The following is a 21,807-nucleotide window of genomic DNA, read 5'->3' as shown; positions in this document are numbered from 1 at the left end:
AGGTGAAAATAAATGGTTACTCGAACCGAGCCGGCGCGACACGCGCATGAATGGCGCGCGGCGGATTTCGTCGGCGGCCATCCGGCGCTCGATTTCCTCAATACGGTGGCCGACACGGGCAAGACCCGCGACGAGGACAAGCTCGTCGACTGGCCGGCCGTGCGCGCGTGGGCGGAGCAGGCCGGATTGCTGGCGCCGGACGATCTGGCGCGGCTGCTGCGTCATCCGCGGCAGGACGGGCCTGACGAACTCGCGGCGCTGCGCCGCTTTCGTGACGATGCGTATGCCGCGATCGCGCACCTGACGGCGGATGGGGGCGGCAGCGCCGGTGCGCGCGCGGCGGGCCGGCTCGCGGTGGCGATCCGCGAAGCGATCGGGCGCAGCGCATTCGATGCGATCGACGGCCGCTTCGCGTGGCGGCCCGACGTGCGCGCCGCGTCGCGCTGGATCGATGCGGCCGCGCTCGGCTTCGAGCAGTTGCTGCGCAGCGACGATTTCGCGCGTGTGCGTCAGTGCGGCCGGTGTACGTGGTTCTTCGTCGATCGCGGCCGTGGTGTCGGGCGCCGCTGGTGCGACATGCGCACGTGCGGGAACCGCGCGAAGGTGGAGGCGTTCAGGGAACGATGAAGCGCACGGCGTGACGGGGCGCGCGCCGTGCGTGCGTCATTGGGCGGCTTCGCGCGGCCGGTGTTCGGGCCACAGCGTCGCGGCGATGAACAGCCCGGCGGCGAGGAACGGCGCACCGATCGCGAACAGGATGGCCGTGAGGCCCCAGCGATCCCAGAAGCGGTCGACGATCGCGCGTTCGGGGGTGACGGGGTCGTACAGCACGTTGACCGTGTCGCCCTCGTGCAGGCCCGGATGCGACGACGCCGAGCCTTGCGCGAACGTGATCAGCCGCCCGCTGTCGGTCGTGAACGCGACGATGGCCGAATAGAGCGACGTGCGCGAGCGCGACGACCGTCCGTTTTTCGCGATCTCGACGACGTGGCCGGTCGAGCGCGCGTAGTGGTGCACGATCTGCCACTGATGCAGCGCGGTCGCGCCGGCGCCGGCGAAAAAGCCCGTGCCGATCGCGATCGGAATCAGCACGATCGCGACATCCCAGCGGCGCCGCGCCCGTTTGAGCGCGGCGCGGGTCGGCGGCGGCTCGGCCGGCCGGCGCCGCCGCTCGGCGGCAATCAGCAGGCCGCCGATCGCGAACGACGCGACGGCGAGCAGCGCCGGCACGAGCACCGGAAACCAGCGTTGCGCGAAATCGTCGATCAGGGCGGGGCGGTCGGGGTGGGCGGGGTCGAGCAGCACGTCGACGTTCTCGCCGATGTCGTACGCCGGGACGGTCGAGGCGGTATTGCCGGCAATTTCGCGGCGCTGGCCGTCGTTCGCGAGGTACGCGACGATCGGCCGGTACGCGCGCATCGCGTCGCTGTCCTGCACGATGCGCACGACCGTGCCCGGCGCGCGGATCAAGTGGCCGGTTGCGCGGCCGGCCGTGACGGCGAGCACGCCTGCGAGCACGAGCAGCGCGACGCCGAGTGCCAGCGCGACGAGCGCGTCCTTACCCGGCATGGTCCGATCCGGTTCGTGCGTCGCGCGGCGGATTCGGACGGGCTCGGGTGCGCGGCTCGACCCGACGGACAAGCCGATATCGGCGCAACCAGGCCCTCTGAATGGTCGCGTCTCGTTCACATGCTTCCATGTATGACGTCCCATGTTCTCTCAGTGCCGGCAGGCAAACGCCTGGGCCGGTCGTGTGATATTTGTCGGACGATTCTAGCGGAAACGTTGCACGAGAGGCGCGCGGGTTGCATGCCGAGAAAGGTGTACAACCGTGAAATTCGGTGGCGGAAAAGGAAAAGGCCGGTCAGCTTGCGCTGACCGGCCTTTGAAATTCCTGGTGGGGCGTGAGTGACTCGAACACTCGACCTACGGATTAAGAGTCCGCTGCTCTACCAACTGAGCTAACGCCCCCAACAGAAGAAAGATTATGCCGGGGTTTTCAGGGTATGGCAAGCCCTTTGTGCAAATTTCCTGAAAATATTTCGTCACGCCGGCGGCCGGCGGCGGCGCGGTAACGAGCGATCGCAGTTTGCGCGCTCCCGGTATGATGACGCCACACGTGTTGCGCGGCGGTCGCGCAACGCTTTCTGGACAGTCGAAGATGGACGAAAACGCAGTCCGCGAATTGCTGGATCGCCTGCTGGCCCCGTGGGTCCGCTCGCTGGGTCTGGTCCCCGTGTCGATCGGCGACGACAGCGTCACGCTGCGCCTGCCGTTTTCCGGCGAATTCCGCCATTCGGGCGGCATCATCTGCGGCCAGGTGTTCACGGCGGCCGCCGATACCGCGATGGTGGTCGCGATCTCGTCCGCGCTCGGCGAGTTCCGGCCGATGACGACGGTATCGCTGAACACCAACTTCATGCGTCCCGTGCGCAAGGGCGACGTGCTTGTCACCGCGCGCGTGCTGCGGATGGGTCGCAACCTCGTGTTCGGCGAAGTCGAGCTGTTCGACGAGGACGGCAAGATGGCCGTCCATGCGACGTCGACCTACGCCCTCGTCAGCTGAGCGGCGCGATGTTCGACCAGATCGTTTTTGCGGGCGGCGGCAATCGCTGCTGGTGGCAGGCCGGCTTCTGGGACGTCGCGCAGCCGGCGCTCGGCCTGCGCCCGCGCGTGATCACCGGCATCTCGGCCGGCGCCGCGACCGCGTGCATGCTGTATACACGCGACGCCGCATGGGTGATGCGCTATTACGAAGAGGCGCTGCGCGACAACCGGAAGAACGCGTACTGGGGCAACCTGTTCGGGCGCGAGCCCGTGTTTCCGCATTACCGCATCTATCGCCAGGCGTTGCTCGACATCTACGGCGAGCCGTTCGCGAAGCTGGCCGACGCGCCGGAGATCCGCATCGGCGTGTCGCACGTGCCGCGCTGGCTCGGCGCGCGCAGCGCGGTCGCCGCCGGGCTCGTCGCGTACAACATCGAGAAATACGTGCGCAAGACGCTGCACCCGACGCTCGGGCGCACGCTCGGCTTTCGGCCCGAATTCGTGCGGGCGCAGGCCTGCACGCGCGTCGACGAACTCGCCGACCTGATCCTGCAGTCGTCCTGCACGCCGCCGTTCACGCCGGTATTGCGCCGCGGCGGCCGGCCCGTGCTCGACGGCGGGATGGTCGACAACGTGCCCGTCGACGCGCTCGACCCGTCGCCCGGCGACGTGCTGGTGCTCGTCACGCGGCTGTACCCGCGTCCGCAGATGTTCACGGTCGCGCACGGCGATCAGCGGCGGCTGTACGTGCAGCCGTCGAGCAAGGTACCGATTTCGAGCTGGGATTACACGAGCCCGTCGCAGATGCGGCATGCGTACGATCTCGGGCGGCGCGACGGCGAGCATTTCCTCACGCGCGTCGGCGCGATGACGGGCGGCCGCGCGGCCGCCTGACGATCGGGAAGGGAGAAGCGGGGCCGCGCGGCGCGCGCAGCCCGTGCGATCAGCGCTTGCGGATCGGCGTCAGCGCTTCCGGGTTGGCGACGCTCGACATGTCGCCGTCGTCGAACGCGAGGATGTTGCGGAACGCCGCGCTGAAGTAAAGCTCGTAGCTTTCGCGCTCGACGTAGCCGATGTGCGGCGTGCAGATCACGTTTTCCATCCGCAGCAGGCTGTAGCCCTGCAGGATCGGCTCGCTCTCGAACACGTCGATCGCGACCATCCCCGGACGGTTGTGCGACAGCGCGTTGACGAGCGCGTTTTCCTCCAGCAGCTCGGCGCGGCTCGTGTTGACGAGCAGCGACGTCGGCTTCATTCGCATCAGGTCTTCCTGCTTCACGATCCCGCGCGTGTCGTCGTGCAGGCGCAGGTGCAGCGACAGCACGTCGCTCTGCTCGAACAGCGCTTCGCGGCTCTCGGCCGCCGTGTAGCCGTCGGCGCGCGCGGCCTCGAGCGAATGCTCGCGGCCCCAGATCAGCACGTTCATCCCGAAGGCCTTGCCGTAGCCGGCGACGAGCCGGCCGATCTTGCCGTAGCCCCAGATCCCGAGCGTCTGGCCGCGCAGCACCTGGCCGAGGCCGAAGTTCGGCGGCAGCGCCGACGTCTTCAGGCCCGACTGCTGCCAGGCGCCCTGCTTCAGGTTCGCGACGTATTGCGGAATGCGGCGCTGGGCGGCCATCACGAGCGCCCACGTCAGTTCGGCGGGCGCGATCGGCGAACCGGTGCCTTCGAGCACCGCGATGCCGCGGTCGGTACAGGCTTCCAGATCGATGTGGCTCGACACGCGGCCGGTCTGGCTGATCATGCGCAGGTTCGGCAGCTTGGCGAGCAGTTGCGACGTAATCGGGGTCCGTTCACGAATCAGCACGAGCGCCTCGACTTCCGCCAGGCGGCTTGCGAGCTGTCCCAGGCCGCGCACCGTATTGTTGAAGACCTTCACGTCGTGGCCGGCGAGCATCTCGAAGCAGTTCAGCTTGCGGACGGCGTCCTGGTAGTCGTCGAGGATGGCAATTTTCATGGTGAACGGGTGTCGCGCGTTGAAAGCGGCCGTGGCGGCGGCGCACGTTGCGCGCCCGTCCCGCCCGGCCGGGGCCGACATGATGCTACGTCGGCCGCCTTCATGGTGTCTTTTTAACAGGTTGTTACGCTCCGCCGCAATTGGCGGGAGCCTGACCCGGCGCCGCTCGCGCGCAGTGTGGAAGGGTGCGCTGTTGTGTCGCATCAGACACGTCCTTCCTGATTCGGCTGCTTACTCGACGAGGTTCACCCAATTGTTGCTCCAATCAGAATAATTGGATCATCCATCCGCGTAAGGCGAGGATTTTTGACTATTTTTATCGTCAACCGGTGCCTTGTTGAGCAACTCTGCATCATTTCCGCTGTCGTAGGAGAATTACGCATTTGCTTCATCTTTTTGAAGTTGTACTAGCGGCAGGAGTCGTTTATGGATCATTTGCAGTCGATGCGCGTGTTCGTCAAGGTTGCAGATCTCGGCAGTTTCGCGCGGGCCGCGAGCGCAATGGATATCTCCAACGCGGTCGCGACGCGCCATGTCGCCGACCTGGAAGGCCGGCTTGGCACACGTTTGCTCAATCGCACCACGCGCAGCCTCTCCCTGACGGAGTCGGGTCAGGTCTATCTGGAGCGTGCCCGCCAGATCCTCGATGAGCTCGAGGACGTCGAGCAGATGGTCGTCGCGCGCAATCACGAGCCGGTCGGCACGCTGCGCATCGTCGCGCCGGTCGTGTTCGGCCTGCACAACCTCGCGCCCGTGCTGCAGTCGTACACGGAGAATTTCCCGAAAGTGGTGCCGGATCTCACGCTGGTCGACCGGCAGGTCGACCTCGTCGAGGAAGGCTTCGACGTCGGTATCGTCGTCACGCGCCAGATGCGCAGCGCGAGCATCGTCACGCGGCGCCTGACCACCGGCTGCATGACCGTGTGCGCGACGCCGAGCTACCTGGAGAAGCACGGTGTGCCGACGCATCCGGAGCAGCTCGCCGAGCACCCGAGCCTGAGCCTGCCGACCGAATACTGGGGCGACGAGCGCGTGTTCACGGGGCCGGACGGCGAAGTGCGCGTGCGCCCGACCAACGTGATCGTCGCGAACAACACCGCGATGCTGCGCCAGTTCGCGCTGCTCGGCATGGGCGTCGCGATCCTGCCGAGCTACCTGATCGGCAGCGACATCGCGCGCGGCGCGCTGGTGCGGCTGCTGCCGGATTTCCGGCTGCCGCAGGTCGAGATCAACATCGCGTACCCGAGCCGGCGCCATCTGCCTGCGAAGGTTCGGACCTTCATCGACCACCTCGTCGAGCATTTCAGCCACTCGACCGACGCGATGATGGGGGAACAGTGGGCCGCGCAGAGTTCGGCGCTCGCGCCGATCGGCGTCGAGACGCGTGCCGAGCAGCCGGAAGCGGCCGACCCGAACCTGTCGCCGCGCCTGCCGCGTTCGCCGCGTACGCGCGTCGCGGCGCCGTCGCCGCTGTAACGGCGCGACGGCCGGGCGGCGGTTGCCGCCGGCACAAAAGAAAAACGCGGATCGAGCGATCGATCCGCGTTTTTTTCATGGCTGCCTGGCGCAGCCCGATACGCCGGGGAAGGCTCCCGGCTCCCGGCGGCCGGGCCGTTACGACCCCGTCTTGCGCGTCGTCGTCTTGCGGGCGGCGGTCTTGGTCGCCGTGGTCTTGGCGGCCGTCTTGCGGGCCGGTGCCGATTTCTCTTCGGCGCCTTCTGTCACGGTTTCGGCCTCCTTCGTCGCCGATTTTGCCGTCTTCTTCGCGGCGGCGGCCTTCGGTTCCTTCTTCTCGAACTCGAAACCGATCTTGCCGTCCGGCTGCTTCACGAGGAACGCCTTGAAGTTGCGGCCGGTACGCGACGACTTGAAGTTCGGCAGCAGATCCGTGCGGCCGTCGGCCAGCAGCTTGCCCATCTGCTCGCGCGTGATTTCCTGTTGCAGGATCACCTTGCCCGAGCGGAAGTCGCAGGTCTTCGGGTTCGCCACCGAGTGCTCGCACACGTAGCTCATCCCGTGCTCGAACACGCGGCCCTTGCACTTCGGGCACGCGCCGACCGGTTCCTGCGCGGAGAAGTCGGGCGCTTCGCCTTCCTCGCCGCCCTGGTCCTGGCCGAAATCGAACTCGAGCTTGTAGTTCTTCGTCTCGTCGTCGAAGGACAGCTTGAGGATCGCCGAGAACGGGCGGCCCATCTTGCTGCGGAAGCCGGACAGCGGCCCGATTTCCTTCTTCTGCAGCAATTCCTCGACTTCCGGGATCTCGAACTGCCGGCTGCCCGGGATCTTCGAGATCGAGAACTCGCACTTCGTGCACGCGAAGCGGCGGTAGTTTTCCTTCACCTGGCCGCCGCAGTTCGGGCATGGCGTCTCGAGCGTCGCGTAATCGCCGGGGATCGTGTCGGAATCGTATTCCTTCGCGCGCTTGACGATCTGCTGCGTCATGCGGGCGATTTCCTGCATGAACGCGTCCCGCCCGAGATTGCCGCGCTCCATCTGCGACAGCTTGTATTCCCATTCGCCGGTCAGCTCGGGCGCGGTCAGTTCCTTCACGCCGAGCCCGCGCAGCAGCGTCATCAGCTGGAATGCCTTCGCGGTCGGGATCAGCTCGCGGCCTTCGCGCAGCAGGTATTTCTCGCCGAGCAGGCCTTCGATGATCGCCGCACGCGTTGCCGGCGTGCCGAGACCCTTCGCGGCCATCGCCTCGCGCAGCTCGTCGTCCTCGACGAGCTTGCCCGCGCCTTCCATCGCCGACAGCAGCGTCGCTTCCGAATAGCGTGCGGGCGGCTTCGTCACGAGCGCGACGGCGGCGATTTCGTCCGTCTTCACCTTCTCGTCCTTCTGCACCGGCACGAGGTTCGCGTCCGCGCCTTCGGCGTCGCGGCCGTACACCTGCAGCCAGCCCGGCTCGACGAGCACCTTGCCTTCGGTCTTGAAGTGATGGCCGGCGACTTCGGTGATCCGCGTCGTGACGCGGAATTCGGCCGCCGGGAAGAACACGGCGAGGAAGCGCTTCACGACCATGTCGTACAGCTTCTGCTCCGGCTCGGACAGCGACTTCGGCGCCTGCAGCGTCGGGATGATTGCAAAGTGGTCGCTGATCTTCGAGTTGTCGAAGATCCGCTTGTTCGGCTTGACCCAGCCCTTGTCGAGCACCTGCTTCGCGTGCGGCAGGTAGTTGTTGCTTTCCTTGAGCATCTCGAGCGTGGACTCGACCGTCGACAGGTAGTCTTCCGGCAGCGCGCGCGCGTCGGTACGCGGGTAGGTCAGCACCTTGTGCTTTTCATACAGCGCCTGCGCGAGACCGAGCGTGTTCTTCGCGGAGAAGCCGAAACGGCTGTTCGCCTCGCGCTGCAGGCTCGTCAGGTCGAACAGCAGCGGCGACAGTTGCGTTGACGGCTTCGATTCCTCGGAGACCGTGCCGATCTGGTCGCGGCACGCGGCGACGATCGTTTCGGCGGCCGGCAGGCTCCACAGGCGGGAGTCGCGCTTCTCCGGATCGAATTCGTCGCGCTTGAATTTCGGGTCGAACCACTTGCCTTCGTAGAAGCCGCCGGCGCACGCAAACTCGGCCTTCACTTCCCAGTAGTCGCGCGGAATGAAGCGGCGGATTTTCTCTTCACGTTCGACGACGATCGACAGCGTTGGCGTCTGAACGCGGCCGACGGTGGTCAGGAAGAAGCCGCCGCCCTTGCTGTTGAATGCGGTCATCGCGCGGGTACCGTTGATCCCGACGAGCCAGTCGGCTTCCGAGCGGCAGCGCGCGGCGTCGGCGAGCGGCTGCATGTCGGTGTCGCTGCGCAGGTTCGCGAAACCGTCGCGGATCGCCTGCGGCGTCATCGACTGCAGCCACAGGCGCTGGACCGGCTGCTTCGCCTTCGCGTGCTGCGCGATCAGGCGGAAAATCAGTTCGCCCTCGCGCCCCGCGTCACATGCGTTGATCAGGCGGTCGACGTCCTTGCGCTTCATCAGCTTCGTGAGCACCTTGAGGCGCGACTCGCTTTTTGCGATCGGGTTCAGGTCGAAATGCGGGGGGATGACGGGCAGATGCGCGAAGCTCCATTTCCCGCGCTTGACCTCGTACTCTTCCGGGGCGGCGATTTCCAGCAGGTGGCCGACAGCGGACGAAAGGACGAAATCGTCGCTCTCGTAATACTCGTCATGCTTGGTAAAGCCGCCCAAAGCGCGTGCGATGTCGTTCGCGACAGAAGGCTTTTCCGCAATGATCAGTGCTTTGGACATGACAGGTGTGTGTTGGTAGACCGGGTTCGCCGGTTGTGGGTCGCTTTTACGACCGCTTTATAGCACACGCCGCAGCGACGGCGGCTCGGCGTGTAAAAAGCGGCCCATCATAGAGGGGGGCTGCAACGGCGGCAAGCGCCCCGCCGCGGCGAGGCGCGCAAACACGCGCCCAACCGCTGCGCCGGCCGGCGAATTCAGGCTTCGACGATCAGGACGTTGCGCAATTTCGGTGCGTGCGGCGCGCCGGGTACCGCGCTCAGGTCGGACAGCATCCGCTCGACGATCGCCGCGTGCGGCAGCACCGTGCCGAAGAAACGTGCGGTGTTGGCGTCCTCGATCAGGATCGTCGGGAAGTTCTCGACGTCGAGATCGTCGAGCCGGTCGGCATGCGTTTCGATGTCGATCCAGGCGAAACAGGCGTTTGGATGCGCATCGGCGAGCTGGTCGAAGGCCGTCCGGTAGTCACGGCACGTGCCGCACCACTCGGCGCACAGGCAGGCGACGAGCAACGTGCCGGGATCGGCGAGGCGCTCGGCGATCCGATCCGCATCGGTGTCGAGGTTCAGCGCGGGCATGGAATTCCTTGGATATCGTCGGCGGCTTGGCCGCCTCTATGCCGGGGAATGTAGCACGCCGCGCGCGGCCGGGGTGGGCGCGGCGTCAAGCCGCGCGAAGCGTCCGCCGGGGAGGTTGGCGACGCGGCCGGCCAGCTCCAGCGCCAGCAGCGCGCCGTGCAGCACGTCGTCGGGCAGGCCGCTGTGTTCGGCGAGCCACTCGTAGGTAACGGGGCCGTATCCCAAGGCGGCAAGCACGGCTCGCTCCGGCGGGGAGCAGGGTGGCGGGCCGTCGATCCGGGCCGGCGCGATGGCCGCTGCGGCGGAATCCGCTGGTGCGATGGAGGCGGATTCGGGGGTGCGAATTTCGCCGTCTGTCGGGGCACGGCTGTCGGCGCGCGCGGCACCACCCGTCGCGCGCGCTGCCGGTTCGCCCAACCCGTATTCCTCCAGCACGTCGAGCGGCGATGCGGTGAGCTTCGCGCCGTCGCGGATCAGCGCGTGGCAGCCCTGGGCAAGCGGTGCGTGGATCGAGCCCGGCACCGCGAACACGTCGCGCCCCAGTTCGTTCGCGAGCCGCGCGGTGATCAGCGAGCCGGAGCGCGGCGCGGCCTCGACGACGAGCGTGCCGATCGCCAGTGCGGCAATCATCCGGTTGCGCCGCGGGAAATGCGCGGCACGGGCCGGCGTGCCGAGCGGCCATTCGGACACGATCGCGCCGCGCGCGGCGATCTCGTGCGCGAGTGCGCGATGCCGCGCCGGATAGACGAGATCGGCGCCCGTCGCGATGACGGCGACCGTGCCCGAGCGGCCGTCGAGCCCGCCGCGATGCGCGGCACCGTCGATCCCGAGCGCGAGGCCCGAGACGATCGAGAGCCCTGCGTCGGACAACGCGCGTGCGAAGCCCGTTGCGTCGGCGAGCCCCTGCAGCGTCGCGTGCCGGCTGCCGACCACGGCGAGGCCGCGTGCACGCAGCAGGTCGAGCCGGCCCTTTACATATAGCAGGGGCGGCGGATCGTGCAGGTCGCGCAGCCGCGGCGGGTAGGCCGGATCGTTGAGCGTGACCAGCACATTGCCCGGCGCGTCGAGCCACGCGAGCGCGGCGTCGGTGCACACGTCGAGATCGCCGCGCTCGCTCGCGCGGACGGCTTGCGCGGCGGCGGCGCTGCTCACCGCGGCAATGGCCGGGTCGGATGCGCGCAGCAGCGCGGCCGGCGAACCGAAGGTATCGAGCAGGATCTGCAGCACGGCCGGCGCGAGGCCGGGCGCATGCGCGAGCTGCAGCCACGCGCGCAGCGCGGACGGCGTCAGCGCTTGCGGCGACATGAGGCTGCCCTCGAATGCGGCGGCCAGCGAACCGCGTGGCGCCATGATAAAATTTTCATCATCCGAAATACTCGACAGGGCCGCGCGCACAAGCGCCCGGCCGATTGCAGGAGGCGCGATCCGCGGCGTTGATTCGCCACGCATCCGCCCCATCTTCATTGCATCCCGGCGGCGGCACCAGTCGGCCGGACGGCCGATGCGGCACGTCGCTCCACCGAATACCGAACACCATGGCTTTGCTCAATATTCTTCATTACCCCGACAAGCGGCTGCACAAGGTCGCCAAGCCCGTCGACAAGGTCGACGACCGGATCCGCAAGCTCGTCGCCGACATGGCCGAAACCATGTACGCGGCGCCCGGCATCGGCCTGGCGGCCACGCAGGTCGACGTGCACGAGCGCGTGATCGTGATCGACGTCTCCGAGGAGAAGAACGAGCTGCGCGCGTTCATCAACCCCGAGATCGTGTGGTCGAGCGACGCGAAGCAGATCTATGAAGAGGGCTGCCTGTCGGTGCCGGGCATCTACGACGAAGTCGAGCGGCCCGATCACGTGCGCGTGCGCGCGCTCAACGAGCAGGGCGAGACCTTCGAGCTCGACTGCGAAGGCCTGCTCGCCGTGTGCGTCCAGCACGAGATGGATCACCTGATGGGGCGCGTGTTCGTCGAATACCTGTCGCCGCTCAAGCAGACGCGCATCAAGACGAAGATGAAGAAACTCGAACGCGCGATGTAACGCGCGTTCCCCTGCCCGACCCGAACGCTTTCATGACCCATACGTTGCGCGTGATTTTTGCCGGCACGCCGGAATTCGCCGCGGCTGCCCTTGCCGCGATCCACGAGGCCGGTTTCCCGGTGCCGCTCGTGCTCACCCAGCCCGATCGCCCTGCGGGGCGCGGGATGAAGCTGCAGGCGAGCGCTGTGAAGCGTTACGCCGTCGAGCACGGGATGCCGGTCGCGCAGCCGCCGTCGCTGCGCCGCGCGGGCAAGTACCCGGCCGAGGCGGCCGACGCGATCGAGTTGCTGCGCACGACGCCGCACGACGTGATGGTGGTGGCCGCGTACGGCCTGCTGCTGCCGCAGGAAGTGCTCGACATCCCGCGCGCCGGCTGCATCAACATCCATGCGTCGCTGCTGCCGCGCTGGCGCGGCGCCGCGCCGATCCATCGTGCGATCGAGGCCGGCGACGCCGAGACGGGCGTCACGCTGATGCAGATGGACGTCGGCCTCGACACCGGCGCGATGATCGAGGAAGCCCGTGTCGCCATCGCGGCCGACGATACGACCGCGACGCTGCACGACCGTCTGGCCGCCGACGGCGCGCGGCTGATCGTCGACGCGCTCGTGCGGCTCGAGCGCGACGGCACGCTGCCGGCGACGCCGCAGCCGGCCGACGGCGTGACCTATGCGGAAAAGATCGACAAGCACGAAGCGGCGCTCGACTGGCGCAAGCCTGCCGACGTGCTCGCGCGCCAGGTGCGTGCGTTCGATCCGTTCCCCGGCGGCGTCGCGACGCTCGACGGCGCGGCGATCAAGCTGTGGGCGGCAGAGCCCGTGGCGGCGCGCGGCGACGCGGCGCCCGGCACGATCGTCGAAGCCGCGCCGGAAGGCGTGGTCGTCGCGTGCGGCAGCGGCGCGCTGCGCGTCACGCAGTTGCAGAAGCCGGGCGGCAAGCGGTTGCCCGCGCGCGAATTCCTGGCCGGCTCGCCGCTCGTCGCGGGCCAGCGTTTCGCGTTGCCCGACGCGGCCTGAGCGCCATTCGATCCGACCTGCCCGCCCTGCGCAATCGGCCGAACGGCCGAGTCGCGCGGCGCGGCAGGCGCGCGTAGAATTTCCCTGCGCTCTCCGGTTTCGAGGTTTTCATGTTCGGCATCACCCATTTCGGTTTCTTCGTGCTGGCGGTTTTCTTGCTGAACGTCACGCCCGGCCCCGATACGGCCTACATCGTCGGCCGCAGCGTCGCGCAGGGCCGCGGCGCGGGGCTGATGTCGGCGTTCGGCATTTCGGCCGGCTGCTGCGTGCACGCGCTCGCGTGCGCATTCGGCCTGACCGCGCTGCTCGCGGCGTCGGCCACCCCGTTCACGGTGATCAAGCTGGTTGGCGCGGCCTACCTGATCTACCTCGGCGTGCGGATGATCGTCACGAAGCAGGCCGCCGCGCCGTCGGGCGCCGAAGCCGCGCAGGCCGCGGCCGTCAAGCCGCTGCGCCAGCTGTTCATGCAGGGCTTCTGGACCAACGTGCTGAACCCGAAGGTCGTGCTGTTCTTCGTGTCGTTCTTTCCGCAGTTCGTGTCGGCCGACAGCCCGCACAAGGCATGGGCGTTCCTGACCCTCGGCGCGGTGTTCGTCGCGATGAGCACGGTCTGGACCAGCCTCGTCGCATGGGTGGCGGGCAGCGTCACGCAGCGTTTTTCCGGCAAGCCGGGCGTCAGGAAGTGGCTCGACCGCACGGTCGGCAGCGCGTTCGTCGGCCTCGGGCTGCGTCTTGCGGCATCGCAACGCTGAGATTGAATTTTTCCGGCAAGACCTTATCTAACAAATCGCTTACAATTTTCCGCCGTGCGCTGTGATGTGCGGCGGGTCCCCTGACGGATAAGGAGTGGGTATGTTCAATTGGGTCAAAACGGCGATGCTGATGGCCGCGATCACGGCCCTGTTCATCGTGATCGGCGGGATGATCGGCGGCTCGCGGGGCATGACGATCGCGCTGCTGTTCGCGCTCGCCATGAATTTCTTCTCGTACTGGTTCTCGGACAAGATGGTGCTGCGCATGTACAACGCGCAGGAAGTCGACGAGAACACGGCGCCGCAGTTCTACCGGATGGTGCGCGAGCTGGCCACGCGCGCGAACCTGCCGATGCCGCGCGTCTACCTGATCAACGAGGATGCGCCGAACGCGTTCGCGACGGGCCGCAACCCCGAGCACGCGGCGGTCGCCGCGACGACGGGCATCCTGCGCGTGCTGTCGGAGCGCGAGATGCGCGGCGTGATGGCGCACGAGCTCGCGCACGTGAAGCACCGCGACATCCTGATCTCGACGATCACCGCGACGATGGCGGGCGCGATCTCCGCGCTCGCGAACTTCGCGATGTTCTTCGGCGGGCGCGACGAGAACGGCCGGCCGGCCAACCCGATCGCGGGTATCGCGGTCGCGCTGCTCGCGCCGATCGCCGGCGCGCTGATCCAGATGGCGATTTCGCGGGCCCGCGAGTTCGAGGCCGACCGCGGCGGCGCGCAGATTTCCGGCGATCCGCAGTCGCTCGCGACCGCGCTCGACAAGATCCATCGCTATGCGGCGGGTATCCCGTTCCAGGCGGCCGAGGCCCATCCGGCCACCGCGCAGATGATGATCATGAACCCGCTGCACGGCGGCGGCCTGCAGAACCTGTTCTCGACGCACCCGGCCACCGAGGAGCGCATCGCGCGCCTGATGGAGATGGCGCGTACCGGCCGCTTCGACTGAACCCCGGCGTACCGCGCGGCCGTTGCCGCGCGGGGGCCGGCATGCCACCCCGCACGCTTCGCGCTGCGGGGTGTTTCATTTGCGCGCGCCTTAAAGAGGTCAAAGGGGCCAAAGGGGCCGCGTGGTCGCACGCTACAATGCGCGGTTTGGGATCGCGGGGCCTCGCGGCCGCCGCGATCCTGCCGTTAGCCGTATTTGTTTGCCGCGCCTGATTGCCGATTCCGTACCGATGACACGAACCCGTTCTTCCGCTCCGTCTTCTTCCGGCCGCCCGGCGCGTCTGGCCGCGCTGCATCTGGCGCCCGATTCGCTCGGCTTCGCGCTCGACGCGGCCGCGCAGGCGGTCGATGCGGTACGGCGCGGCACCGCGCTCCCGGCAGCGTTGTCGGCGGTATTCGCGCAGATGGCGTCCGGCGCACAGGCGCTCGCGCGCGGTGCGACACAGGACGTCGCCTACCGGACGATGCGTCGCCTCGGCAGCGCGGACTGGCTGATCGGCAAACTCGTCAGCAAGGCGCCGCCCGCGCACGTGCATGCGGTGCTCGCCGGCGCGCTCGCGCTGCTGCTCGACCCGGCGGACGAGGCCGCGTATCCGGCGTTCACGGTGGTCGACCAGGCCGTCACCGTCATCGGCGCGCGGCGCGAATGCGCGTTCGCGAAGGGCATGGTCAACGCGGTGCTGCGCCGTTTCCTGCGCGAACGCGATGCGCTCGTCGCGGCAATGCAGGACGATCCGGTCGCACGCTGGAATTACCGCGCATGGTGGGTCGATGCGGTGAAGCGTGCAGCGCCCGATGCGTGGCCGGCGATCCTCGCGGCCGGCGAACGACAGGGGCCGCTGACGCTGCGCGTGAATGCGCGCCGCGCGAGCGTCGACGCGTATCTCGAGACGCTGCGTGCGAGCGGGATCGAAGCGACCGCAATCGGCCGGCACGCGGTGCGGCTTGCGTCGGCGCTGCCGGTCGAACGCATTCCGGGGTTCGCCGACGGCGTCGTGTCGGTGCAGGACGCCGGCGCGCAGCTCGCGGCCGAATGGCTCGACGCGCGCGACGGCATGCGCGTGCTCGATGCATGCGCGGCGCCCGGCGGCAAGACCGGCCATATTCTCGAACTCGCTGACGCGGAAGTCGTTGCGCTCGAAAGCGATGCGACGCGCGCGGCGCGCATCGGCGAGAATCTCGTGCGCCTGTCGCTCGAGGCGGACGTGCGCGTCGGCGATGCCGGCGCACCCGACGCGTGGTACGACGGGCGCCCGTTCGACCGGATCCTCGCCGACGTGCCGTGCTCGGCGTCCGGCATCGTGCGGCGGCACCCCGACATCCGCTGGCTGCGCCGCGAGGCCGACATTCCGGCGCTCGTCGCGGAGCAGCGCCGCATCCTGTCGGCGCTGTGGCCGCTCGTGAAGCCGGGCGGCGAACTGCTTTACGTGACCTGCTCGATCTTCCCGGAAGAAGGCGAAATGCAGGCCCGCTGGTTTGAAGCGGCCTGTGAAGATGCGGTACGATTGGACGCCCCCGGCCAGCTGCTGCCGGGCGGCGTGCAGGGACGGGCGGCCGCCGGCGCACTCGACCAGAACACCGATCACGACGGATTTTTCTACGCGCGGTTTCAGAAACGGTGACGATCAAACACCTTTTTCCCTTTCGGCTCGCGGCCGTCCTGCTGGTCGCGTTGATGCTGTGCCTGGCCGTCGTCCGGCCGGCGCATGCCGAATCGATCGCCGTGCAGCGCGCGTCGCTCCAGGCCGACGGAAGCGGCTGGAGCCTCGACGCGCGTTTCGACTTCGAGCTGAATCCGAACCTCGAGGATGCCGTCAACAAGGGCATCCCGCTTTACTTCACGACCGACTTCGAGCTGAGCCGCGCGCGCTGGTACTGGTTCGACGAGCAGCCGGTGGCGGTGACGCAGACGATCCGCCTGTCGTTCCAGCCGCTCACGCGCGAGTACCGCGTGTCGACGGGCGGCCTGCAGCTCGGCTTCCCGTCGCTGAAGGACGCGCTCGCCGTGATCCGGCACATCACGTCGTGGCATGTGATCGACCGCAACCAGGTGCGCGCGGGCGAGACCTACACGGCGTCGGTGCGGATGCAGCTCGACACGGCGCTGATGCCGAAGCCGTTCCAGGTCGATGCCGTGAACAACCGCGACTGGACGCTCGGGTCCGACTGGAAGCGCTTCAACTTCACGGTGACCGAACGTGCTAAATAAAGTGCGCCGCGCGGCCAGCGGGAAGAGCTTCCTCATTCGCGTGATCGTCTCGACCGTCGCGCTGACCGCGTTGCTGCTGCTCGTGCTGCTCGCCGCCGCGAGCGCGAACACCGAGTTCTTCGATCGCTACTACTCGTGGCTGTACGCGACGAACATCGTCGTCGCGCTCGTGTTCCTGCTCGTGGTGCTCGGGCTGATCGGGATGATCGTCGTGCGCCTGAGGAAGGGCAAGTTCGGCACGCGGCTGCTCGCGAAACTCGCGGTGTTCTTCGCGCTCGTCGGCGTGGTGCCGGGCGGGATCATCTACATCGTGTCGTACCAGTTCGTGTCGCGCAGTATCGAGTCGTGGTTCGACGTGAACGTCGAGACGGCGCTGACGGCCGGCCTGAACCTCGGCCGCGGGATGCTCGATGCATCGCTGTCCGATCTGCAGACGAAGGCGCGGCTGATGTCCGACCAGCTCGCGAGCGTCGACGCGAACACGAACGGCACGACGCTCACGCTGCTGCGGCTGCGCGACCAGTTCGGCGTGCAGGACGCGACGATCGTCGAGCCGAGCCGCGGCGGCTCGGGCGCGGCGCCCGACCTGCACATTGTCGCGCAGGCGTCGGGCAATTTCGCGGCGCTGATTCCGGACGACCTGCCGACACCGCTGATGCTGAGCCAGGCGCGCGAACACGGCGCGTACGCGGCGATCGAGGGCGAGGTCGACGGCGACCCGCGCGCGCATGGCGCGAAGGGCGCGCTGCGGCTGCGCGTGGTGCGGCCGATTCCCGATGCGACGACGTCGCTGCTGCAGCCGGCGGAGCGCTTCCTGCAGCTCACGCAGCCGGTGCCGCCGACGCTCGCGCACAACGCGGACGCCGTGCAGCGCGCCTACCGCGAGTACCAGGAAAAGTCGCTCGGCCGCACGGGGCTGCGCAAGATGTACATCGGCACGCTGACGCTCGCGCTGTTCCTCGCGACCTTCATCGCGATGATGCTCGCGCTCGCGCTCGGCCAGCAGCTCGCGCGGCCGCTGTTCCTGCTCGCGCAGGGCACGAAGGAGATCACGGAAGGCGATTACACGCCGAAGCGCGAGATCAAGACGCGCGACGAGCTCGGCTTTCTCACGCAGTCGTTCAACGCGATGACACGGCAGTTGTCCGAGGCACGGCTCGCGGTCGAGAAGAACCGCATCGCGCTCGAGCATTCGAAGACGTATCTCGAGAGCATCCTCGCGAACCTGACGGCCGGCGTGTTCGTGCTCGACCGCCAGTTCCGGCTGACGACGGCCAATCGCGGCGCCGAGCGGATCTTCCGGCAGCCGTTCAACTCGATGATCGGCACGACGCTCGACCGGATCGGCGTGGCCGCGGGGTTCGGCGCGATGGTGCGCAAGGCGTTCGCCGATCGCGAGGCGGCGTCCGACGGCGGCAGCGGCGACCGCGGCCACTGGCAGCAGCAGTTCGCGATCGAGGTGCCGGGCGAAAGCGATCCGCTGACGCTGCTCGTGCGCGGCACGCGCCTCGTGTCGACGGTCGAAGGGCAGGCCGACGATCCGCAGACGTCCGGTTACGTCGTCGTGTTCGACGACATTTCCGACGTGATTTCCGCGCAGCGGTCGGTCGCGTGGGGCGAGGTCGCACGCCGGCTCGCGCACGAGATCAAGAATCCGCTGACGCCGATCCAGCTGTCGGCCGAGCGGCTGCAGATGAAGCTGTCCGACAAGCTCGCGCCGTCCGATGCGGACGTACTCAAGCGCGGCGCGACGATGATCGTGAACCAGGTCGCGGCGATGAAGCGGATGGTCGACGATTTCCGCGAATACGCGCGCACGCCGCCGGCGGTGCTCGCGAACCTGCAGTTGAACGAACTGGCGAGCGAGGTGCTCGGGCTGTATGGTGTCGGCGAAGGCAAGAGCCCGATCGTCGCCGAGCTCGCGCCGTCGCTGCCGGTGATACGCGGAGACGCGACGCAACTGCGCCAGGTGATTCACAACCTGCTGCAGAATGCGCAGGATTCGGTCGCGGAGTCCGCGCATCCGCGTGTGTTGATCGAAACCAAGACAGTAGAATATGGCGATCCCGACGCCGAGGGCAAAACGCGCGTCGCGGTACGTCTTACCGTGTCCGACAACGGGCCCGGTTTTCCGGCACGCATCCTGACCCGCGCGTTCGAGCCTTATGTGACGACGAAGGCGAAGGGCACGGGGCTCGGGTTGGCCACGGTCAAGAAAATCGTCGACGAGCATGGCGCGCGGATCGATCTGCGCAATCGCATGCACGGCGAGACCGTCGAGGGTGCGCAGGTGTCGATCCTGTTCCTGCAGATGGCAAGTGATACGCCAGGCGCCGAACATCGCGCACAGGACGGGGTGACCCCCGCTAAGACAAAAGCAAGTGAGCAGACAAAGGCAGCGTAAATGGCAACCATCCTGGTGGTAGATGATGAAATGGGCATCCGGGAATTGCTCTCGGAGATCCTCAGCGATGAAGGACATGTCGTCGAGGCGGCGGAGAACGCGCAGGCCGCGCGGGAATACCGGCTGAATCAGGCGCCCGATCTCGTGCTGCTCGATATCTGGATGCCCGATACCGACGGCGTGACCTTGCTCAAGGAGTGGGCGGCGCAAGGGCTGCTGACAATGCCCGTGATCATGATGTCCGGGCACGCGACGATCGATACGGCCGTCGAGGCGACGAAGATCGGCGCGCTCGATTTCCTCGAGAAGCCGATCGCGCTGCAGAAGCTGCTGAAGTCCGTCGAGCACGGCCTCGCCCGCGGCGCGGCGCCGGTGTCGGCGAACGCGGCGGCGAAGGCCGGCGCCGGACAGGCCGCAGGGCCCGCGGCGGTCGCGTCCGCGGCCGCGCTGCCGACGCTCGGCGACGACATGGCATCGGCACTCGGCCTGGCGGGCCAGACGGCCGCGATCCCGTTCGACATCCCGTTGCGCGAAGCGCGCGACGCGTTCGAGCGCGCGTACTTCGAATATCACCTCGCGCGCGAGAACGGCAGCATGACGCGCGTCGCGGAGAAGACGGGCCTCGAGCGCACGCACCTGTACCGCAAGCTCAAGCAGCTCGGCGTCGAGCTCGGCAAGAAGCCGACCGAAGGCGCCGTATAAAAATATTTTGCGAAAGCACTTGCTCAGGTACGAATAGCTCGATATACTTTCATTCTTCGTTGGCCCGGTAGCTCAGTTGGTAGAGCAGCGGATTGAAAATCCGCGTGTCGATGGTTCGATTCCGTCCCAGGCCACCAGCATTTAAAACCCCAAGAATCGGAAGGTTCTTGGGGTTTTTCGTTTGTGGTGGGTATCGCGTGTCGTGGGCGGCGTGGCCGGCAGTATTCGCAGGGGCATGATAAAATCCGTGCCCGCTCAATGACTTAGCGCATCGCTTCACGCGCACGGCAGGCTGCGAAGCGCACGCCGCCGCGGCATGCGGCAACGATGCTGCGCGATGGACGGTATAAGCGCGCCGCCGCGTTCGCGGCCGACCGCGCTGCCTATACTGGTCGAGCCGGCGCGGGCCGGCCGCGTCGGGCCGCCCGGCGGCAGCCGGCCCAGGGTCGGAGCGCGACGCGAGCCTACACATTCACGGAGTATCACGGTGACTCGGACAGACGCTAAAGACGGCGCGCTCGTGTTGTTTTCCGGCGGGCAGGACTCGGCCACGTGCGTGGCATGGGCCCTCGAACGCTACCAGACGGTCGAGACGCTCGGCTTCGATTACGGCCAGCGCCATATCGTCGAGCTCGAATGTCGCGAAGGCGTGCGCGAAGCGCTGAAGCGCGATTTTCCCGCATGGTCGGACCGGCTCGGCGACGATCACATGATCGACCTGTCGGTGCTCGGCGCGATCAGCGATACCGCGATGACGCGCACGATCGAGATCGAGACGACGGCGAACGGCCTGCCGAACACGTTCGTGCCGGGCCGCAACCTGATGTTCATGACGATCGCCGCGGCGATCGCCTATCGCCGCGGGCTGCGCGTACTGGTCGGCGGGATGTGCGAGACCGATTTCTCGGGCTATCCCGACTGCCGCGACGACACGATGAAGGCGCTGCAGGTTGCGCTGAATCTCGGGATGGATACGCGCATGGTGCTCGAGACGCCGCTGATGTGGCTCGACAAGGCGCAGACCTGGCAACTGGCCGAACAGCTCGGCGGCGAAGCGCTCGTCGAACTGATCCGCGTCGAGACGCACACGTGCTACGTGGGCGAGCGCGCGGAACTGCACGACTGGGGCTTCGGCTGCGGCGAGTGCCCGGCCTGCAAGCTGCGCAAGCGCGGCTACGAGGCTTACCTGAAGGGCGAGCGGGTGACCGAAGCGCCGCTGTGACGCGGATGCGCCGGCAGCGCCGCATGAATAACGGATTCTGATCGACAACGAGCGGCGCGAGCCGGACGAAGCACGATGACTTACGCGGTCAAGGAAATTTTCTACACGTTGCAGGGCGAGGGCGCGAATGCGGGCCGGCCGGCCGTGTTCTGCCGGTTCGCCGGCTGCAACCTGTGGTCGGGCCGCGAAGAGGATCGTGCGGAGGCCGTGTGCCGCTTCTGCGATACCGACTTCGTCGGCACCGACGGCGAGAACGGCGGCAAGTTCAAGGACGCCGATGCGCTCGTCGCGACGATCGCCGGCCTGTGGCCGGAGGGCGAGGCGCACCGCTTCGTCGTCTGCACGGGCGGCGAGCCGATGCTGCAGCTCGACCAGCCGCTCGTCGACGCGCTGCACGCGGCCGGCTTCGAGATCGCGATCGAGACCAACGGCTCGCTGCCGGTGCTCGAATCGATCGACTGGATCTGCGTGAGCCCGAAGGCCGACGCGCCGCTCGTCGTCACGAAGGGCAACGAGCTGAAGGTCGTGATCCCGCAGGACAACCAGCGGCTGGCCGACTATGCGAAGCTCGACTTCGAGTACTTCCTGGTCCAGCCGATGGACGGCCCGTCGCGCGACCTCAATACGAAGCTCGCGATCGACTGGTGCAAGCGTCATCCGCAGTGGCGGCTGTCGATGCAGACCCACAAATATCTGAACATTCCCTGAGCCCCGGCTTTTGACATCGTGCTGATTACCCGAAAACTCGAATTCGACGCGGGCCACCGCATCCCCGATCACCGCAGCCAGTGCAGGAACCTGCACGGCCATCGCTACGTGCTCGAAATCACGCTGCGCGGCGATCTCGTCGATACCGAGGGGGCGCCCGACCGCGGCATGGTGATGGATTTCGCCGACGTGAAGGCGCTCGCGATGGAGCACCTCGTCAGCAAGTGGGATCACGCGTTCCTGGTCTATGCGCGCGACGAGGTCGTGCGCTCGTTCCTCGAGCAGATGGCCGACCACAAGACCGTCGTGATCGACCGGATCCCGACCGTCGAGAACCTCGCGGCGATCGCGTTCGACCTGCTCGCGAACGTGTACGACGCGCACTACGGCGTGAACCTGCGCCTCGAGCGCGTGCGCCTGTACGAAACGCCGAACTGCTGGGCCGACGTCGAGCGCCAGCCCGGCCGCTGATTCTTCTAC

General features: G+C 67.5%; 20 protein-coding genes and 2 tRNA genes. 16 read left to right on the top strand and 6 right to left on the bottom strand.

The genetic code is table 11. From position 1 onward, the window contains the following. Positions 1 to 12 precede the first annotated feature (12 nt). Positions 13 to 627, top strand: coding sequence for a CGNR zinc finger domain-containing protein (locus VXM69_RS18835; RefSeq protein ID WP_069706576.1), 615 nt, complete (start codon positions 13 to 15; stop codon positions 625 to 627). 36 nt (positions 628 to 663) lie between these two features. Here VXM69_RS18835 and VXM69_RS18830 read toward each other — a convergent pair whose 3' ends face one another. After that, complete coding sequence (locus tag VXM69_RS18830; RefSeq protein ID WP_069706575.1) at positions 664 to 1,713, bottom strand: DUF3592 domain-containing protein; 1,050 nt, start codon at positions 1,711 to 1,713, stop codon at positions 664 to 666. Positions 1,714 to 1,895: 182 nt separating this feature from the next. Then, positions 1,896 to 1,971: transfer RNA gene (locus VXM69_RS18825), tRNA-Lys, on the bottom strand. 190 nt (positions 1,972 to 2,161) lie between these two features. On the opposite strand from VXM69_RS18825, the gene VXM69_RS18820 reads away from it, so the two are divergent. Beyond that, the gene (locus VXM69_RS18820) at positions 2,162 to 2,566 is read left to right on the top strand and encodes a PaaI family thioesterase (protein WP_034201217.1); all 405 of its coding nucleotides are present in this window, start codon (positions 2,162 to 2,164) and stop codon (positions 2,564 to 2,566) included. 8 nt (positions 2,567 to 2,574) lie between these two features. Further along, the gene (locus VXM69_RS18815) at positions 2,575 to 3,441 is read left to right on the top strand and encodes a patatin-like phospholipase family protein (RefSeq protein WP_034190218.1); all 867 of its coding nucleotides are present in this window, start codon (positions 2,575 to 2,577) and stop codon (positions 3,439 to 3,441) included. Between the two features lie 49 nt (positions 3,442 to 3,490). Here VXM69_RS18815 and VXM69_RS18810 read toward each other — a convergent pair whose 3' ends face one another. Continuing rightward, complete coding sequence (locus VXM69_RS18810) at positions 3,491 to 4,504, bottom strand: D-2-hydroxyacid dehydrogenase family protein (protein ID WP_034190219.1); 1,014 nt, start codon at positions 4,502 to 4,504, stop codon at positions 3,491 to 3,493. 426 nt (positions 4,505 to 4,930) lie between these two features. Between VXM69_RS18810 and VXM69_RS18805 the strand changes: the two genes are divergently transcribed. Beyond that, positions 4,931 to 5,980: a LysR family transcriptional regulator gene (locus VXM69_RS18805; RefSeq protein WP_034190220.1), complete on the top strand. Its 1,050-nt coding sequence runs from the start codon at positions 4,931 to 4,933 to the stop codon at positions 5,978 to 5,980. Positions 5,981 to 6,118: 138 nt separating this feature from the next. Here the strand turns inward: VXM69_RS18805 and VXM69_RS18800 are convergent, their stop codons facing one another. The 3 genes from VXM69_RS18800 to dprA form a co-directional block, all read right to left on the bottom strand. Beyond that, positions 6,119 to 8,743: a DNA topoisomerase III gene (locus VXM69_RS18800; protein WP_367190007.1), complete on the bottom strand. Its 2,625-nt coding sequence runs from the start codon at positions 8,741 to 8,743 to the stop codon at positions 6,119 to 6,121. A gap of 194 nt (positions 8,744 to 8,937) precedes the next feature. Continuing rightward, the gene (locus VXM69_RS18795) at positions 8,938 to 9,318 is read right to left on the bottom strand and encodes a thioredoxin family protein (RefSeq protein WP_034190222.1); all 381 of its coding nucleotides are present in this window, start codon (positions 9,316 to 9,318) and stop codon (positions 8,938 to 8,940) included. Between the two features lie 36 nt (positions 9,319 to 9,354). After that, positions 9,355 to 10,668: a DNA-processing protein DprA gene (dprA, locus tag VXM69_RS18790; RefSeq protein WP_367190006.1), complete on the bottom strand. Its 1,314-nt coding sequence runs from the start codon at positions 10,666 to 10,668 to the stop codon at positions 9,355 to 9,357. A gap of 185 nt (positions 10,669 to 10,853) precedes the next feature. Between dprA and def the strand changes: the two genes are divergently transcribed. The 12 genes from def to queD all read left to right on the top strand — a co-directional run bounded on the left by def (position 10,854) and on the right by queD (position 21,798). Beyond that, positions 10,854 to 11,357 carry a peptide deformylase gene (gene def / locus VXM69_RS18785; protein ID WP_006477461.1) on the top strand — a complete coding sequence of 168 codons (504 nt, stop codon included), beginning with the start codon at positions 10,854 to 10,856 and terminating at the stop codon, positions 11,355 to 11,357. 32 nt (positions 11,358 to 11,389) lie between these two features. Further along, entirely contained in the window at positions 11,390 to 12,373 is a 984-nt protein-coding gene (gene fmt / locus VXM69_RS18780) for a methionyl-tRNA formyltransferase (RefSeq protein WP_200086591.1), read from the top strand. 110 nt (positions 12,374 to 12,483) lie between these two features. Next, entirely contained in the window at positions 12,484 to 13,125 is a 642-nt protein-coding gene (locus VXM69_RS18775) for a LysE family translocator (RefSeq protein ID WP_367190005.1), read from the top strand. A 100-nt stretch (positions 13,126 to 13,225) separates the two neighbouring features. Next, the gene (gene htpX / locus VXM69_RS18770) at positions 13,226 to 14,083 is read left to right on the top strand and encodes a zinc metalloprotease HtpX (RefSeq protein WP_059561479.1); all 858 of its coding nucleotides are present in this window, start codon (positions 13,226 to 13,228) and stop codon (positions 14,081 to 14,083) included. A gap of 229 nt (positions 14,084 to 14,312) precedes the next feature. After that, a complete protein-coding gene (gene rsmB / locus VXM69_RS18765; protein ID WP_069706588.1) occupies positions 14,313 to 15,704 on the top strand; it encodes a 16S rRNA (cytosine(967)-C(5))-methyltransferase RsmB in 1,392 nt (463 codons plus the stop codon). Further along, positions 15,701 to 16,291, top strand: a complete 591-nt coding sequence (locus VXM69_RS18760) for a DUF4390 domain-containing protein (protein ID WP_034190340.1) — start codon at positions 15,701 to 15,703, stop codon at positions 16,289 to 16,291. The genes rsmB and VXM69_RS18760 overlap by 4 nt, the downstream gene beginning before the upstream one ends. Next, on the top strand, positions 16,281 to 18,695 hold the full coding sequence (esaS, locus tag VXM69_RS18755) for a sensor histidine kinase EsaS (protein ID WP_367190002.1): 2,415 nt from the start codon (positions 16,281 to 16,283) through the stop codon (positions 18,693 to 18,695). Before VXM69_RS18760 ends, esaS begins: the two co-directional genes overlap by 11 nt. Further along, a complete protein-coding gene (esaR, locus tag VXM69_RS18750) occupies positions 18,696 to 19,397 on the top strand; it encodes a response regulator transcription factor EsaR (protein ID WP_034190229.1) in 702 nt (233 codons plus the stop codon). A 61-nt stretch (positions 19,398 to 19,458) separates the two neighbouring features. Then, positions 19,459 to 19,534 (top strand) — tRNA-Phe (locus VXM69_RS18745). A 350-nt stretch (positions 19,535 to 19,884) separates the two neighbouring features. Next, a complete protein-coding gene (gene queC, locus VXM69_RS18740; RefSeq protein WP_059561481.1) occupies positions 19,885 to 20,619 on the top strand; it encodes a 7-cyano-7-deazaguanine synthase QueC in 735 nt (244 codons plus the stop codon). A 75-nt stretch (positions 20,620 to 20,694) separates the two neighbouring features. Continuing rightward, entirely contained in the window at positions 20,695 to 21,327 is a 633-nt protein-coding gene (gene queE / locus VXM69_RS18735; RefSeq protein ID WP_034190231.1) for a 7-carboxy-7-deazaguanine synthase, read from the top strand. A gap of 18 nt (positions 21,328 to 21,345) precedes the next feature. After that, positions 21,346 to 21,798, top strand: a complete 453-nt coding sequence (gene queD, locus VXM69_RS18730; protein ID WP_006482561.1) for a 6-carboxytetrahydropterin synthase QueD — start codon at positions 21,346 to 21,348, stop codon at positions 21,796 to 21,798. Positions 21,799 to 21,807: the final 9 nt, after the last annotated feature.

Origin of the sequence: Burkholderia sp. Ed8 (genome assembly GCF_040761425.1) — a bacterium.
GTDB lineage: Bacteria > Pseudomonadota > Gammaproteobacteria > Burkholderiales > Burkholderiaceae > Burkholderia > Burkholderia seminalis.
This window is presented reverse-complemented; position numbering and strand designations above follow the sequence as displayed.

Excerpts from the sequence above, each read along its gene's own strand:
- VXM69_RS18835 (WP_069706576.1), top strand. The coding sequence starts at position 13 with ATGGTTACTCGAACCGAGCCGGCGCGACACGCGCATGAATGGCGCGCG.
- VXM69_RS18830 (WP_069706575.1), bottom strand. The coding sequence starts at position 1,713 with ATGGGACGTCATACATGGAAGCATGTGAACGAGACGCGACCATTCAGA.
- VXM69_RS18820 (WP_034201217.1), top strand. The coding sequence starts at position 2,162 with ATGGACGAAAACGCAGTCCGCGAATTGCTGGATCGCCTGCTGGCCCCG.
- VXM69_RS18815 (WP_034190218.1), top strand. The coding sequence starts at position 2,575 with ATGTTCGACCAGATCGTTTTTGCGGGCGGCGGCAATCGCTGCTGGTGG.
- VXM69_RS18810 (WP_034190219.1), bottom strand. The coding sequence starts at position 4,504 with ATGAAAATTGCCATCCTCGACGACTACCAGGACGCCGTCCGCAAGCTG.
- VXM69_RS18805 (WP_034190220.1), top strand. The coding sequence starts at position 4,931 with ATGGATCATTTGCAGTCGATGCGCGTGTTCGTCAAGGTTGCAGATCTC.
- VXM69_RS18800 (WP_367190007.1), bottom strand. The coding sequence starts at position 8,743 with ATGTCCAAAGCACTGATCATTGCGGAAAAGCCTTCTGTCGCGAACGAC.
- VXM69_RS18795 (WP_034190222.1), bottom strand. The coding sequence starts at position 9,318 with ATGCCCGCGCTGAACCTCGACACCGATGCGGATCGGATCGCCGAGCGC.
- dprA (WP_367190006.1), bottom strand. The coding sequence starts at position 10,668 with ATGGCGCCACGCGGTTCGCTGGCCGCCGCATTCGAGGGCAGCCTCATG.
- def (WP_006477461.1), top strand. The coding sequence starts at position 10,854 with ATGGCTTTGCTCAATATTCTTCATTACCCCGACAAGCGGCTGCACAAG.
- fmt (WP_200086591.1), top strand. The coding sequence starts at position 11,390 with ATGACCCATACGTTGCGCGTGATTTTTGCCGGCACGCCGGAATTCGCC.
- VXM69_RS18775 (WP_367190005.1), top strand. The coding sequence starts at position 12,484 with ATGTTCGGCATCACCCATTTCGGTTTCTTCGTGCTGGCGGTTTTCTTG.
- htpX (WP_059561479.1), top strand. The coding sequence starts at position 13,226 with ATGTTCAATTGGGTCAAAACGGCGATGCTGATGGCCGCGATCACGGCC.
- rsmB (WP_069706588.1), top strand. The coding sequence starts at position 14,313 with ATGACACGAACCCGTTCTTCCGCTCCGTCTTCTTCCGGCCGCCCGGCG.
- esaR (WP_034190229.1), top strand. The coding sequence starts at position 18,696 with ATGGCAACCATCCTGGTGGTAGATGATGAAATGGGCATCCGGGAATTG.
- queE (WP_034190231.1), top strand. The coding sequence starts at position 20,695 with ATGACTTACGCGGTCAAGGAAATTTTCTACACGTTGCAGGGCGAGGGC.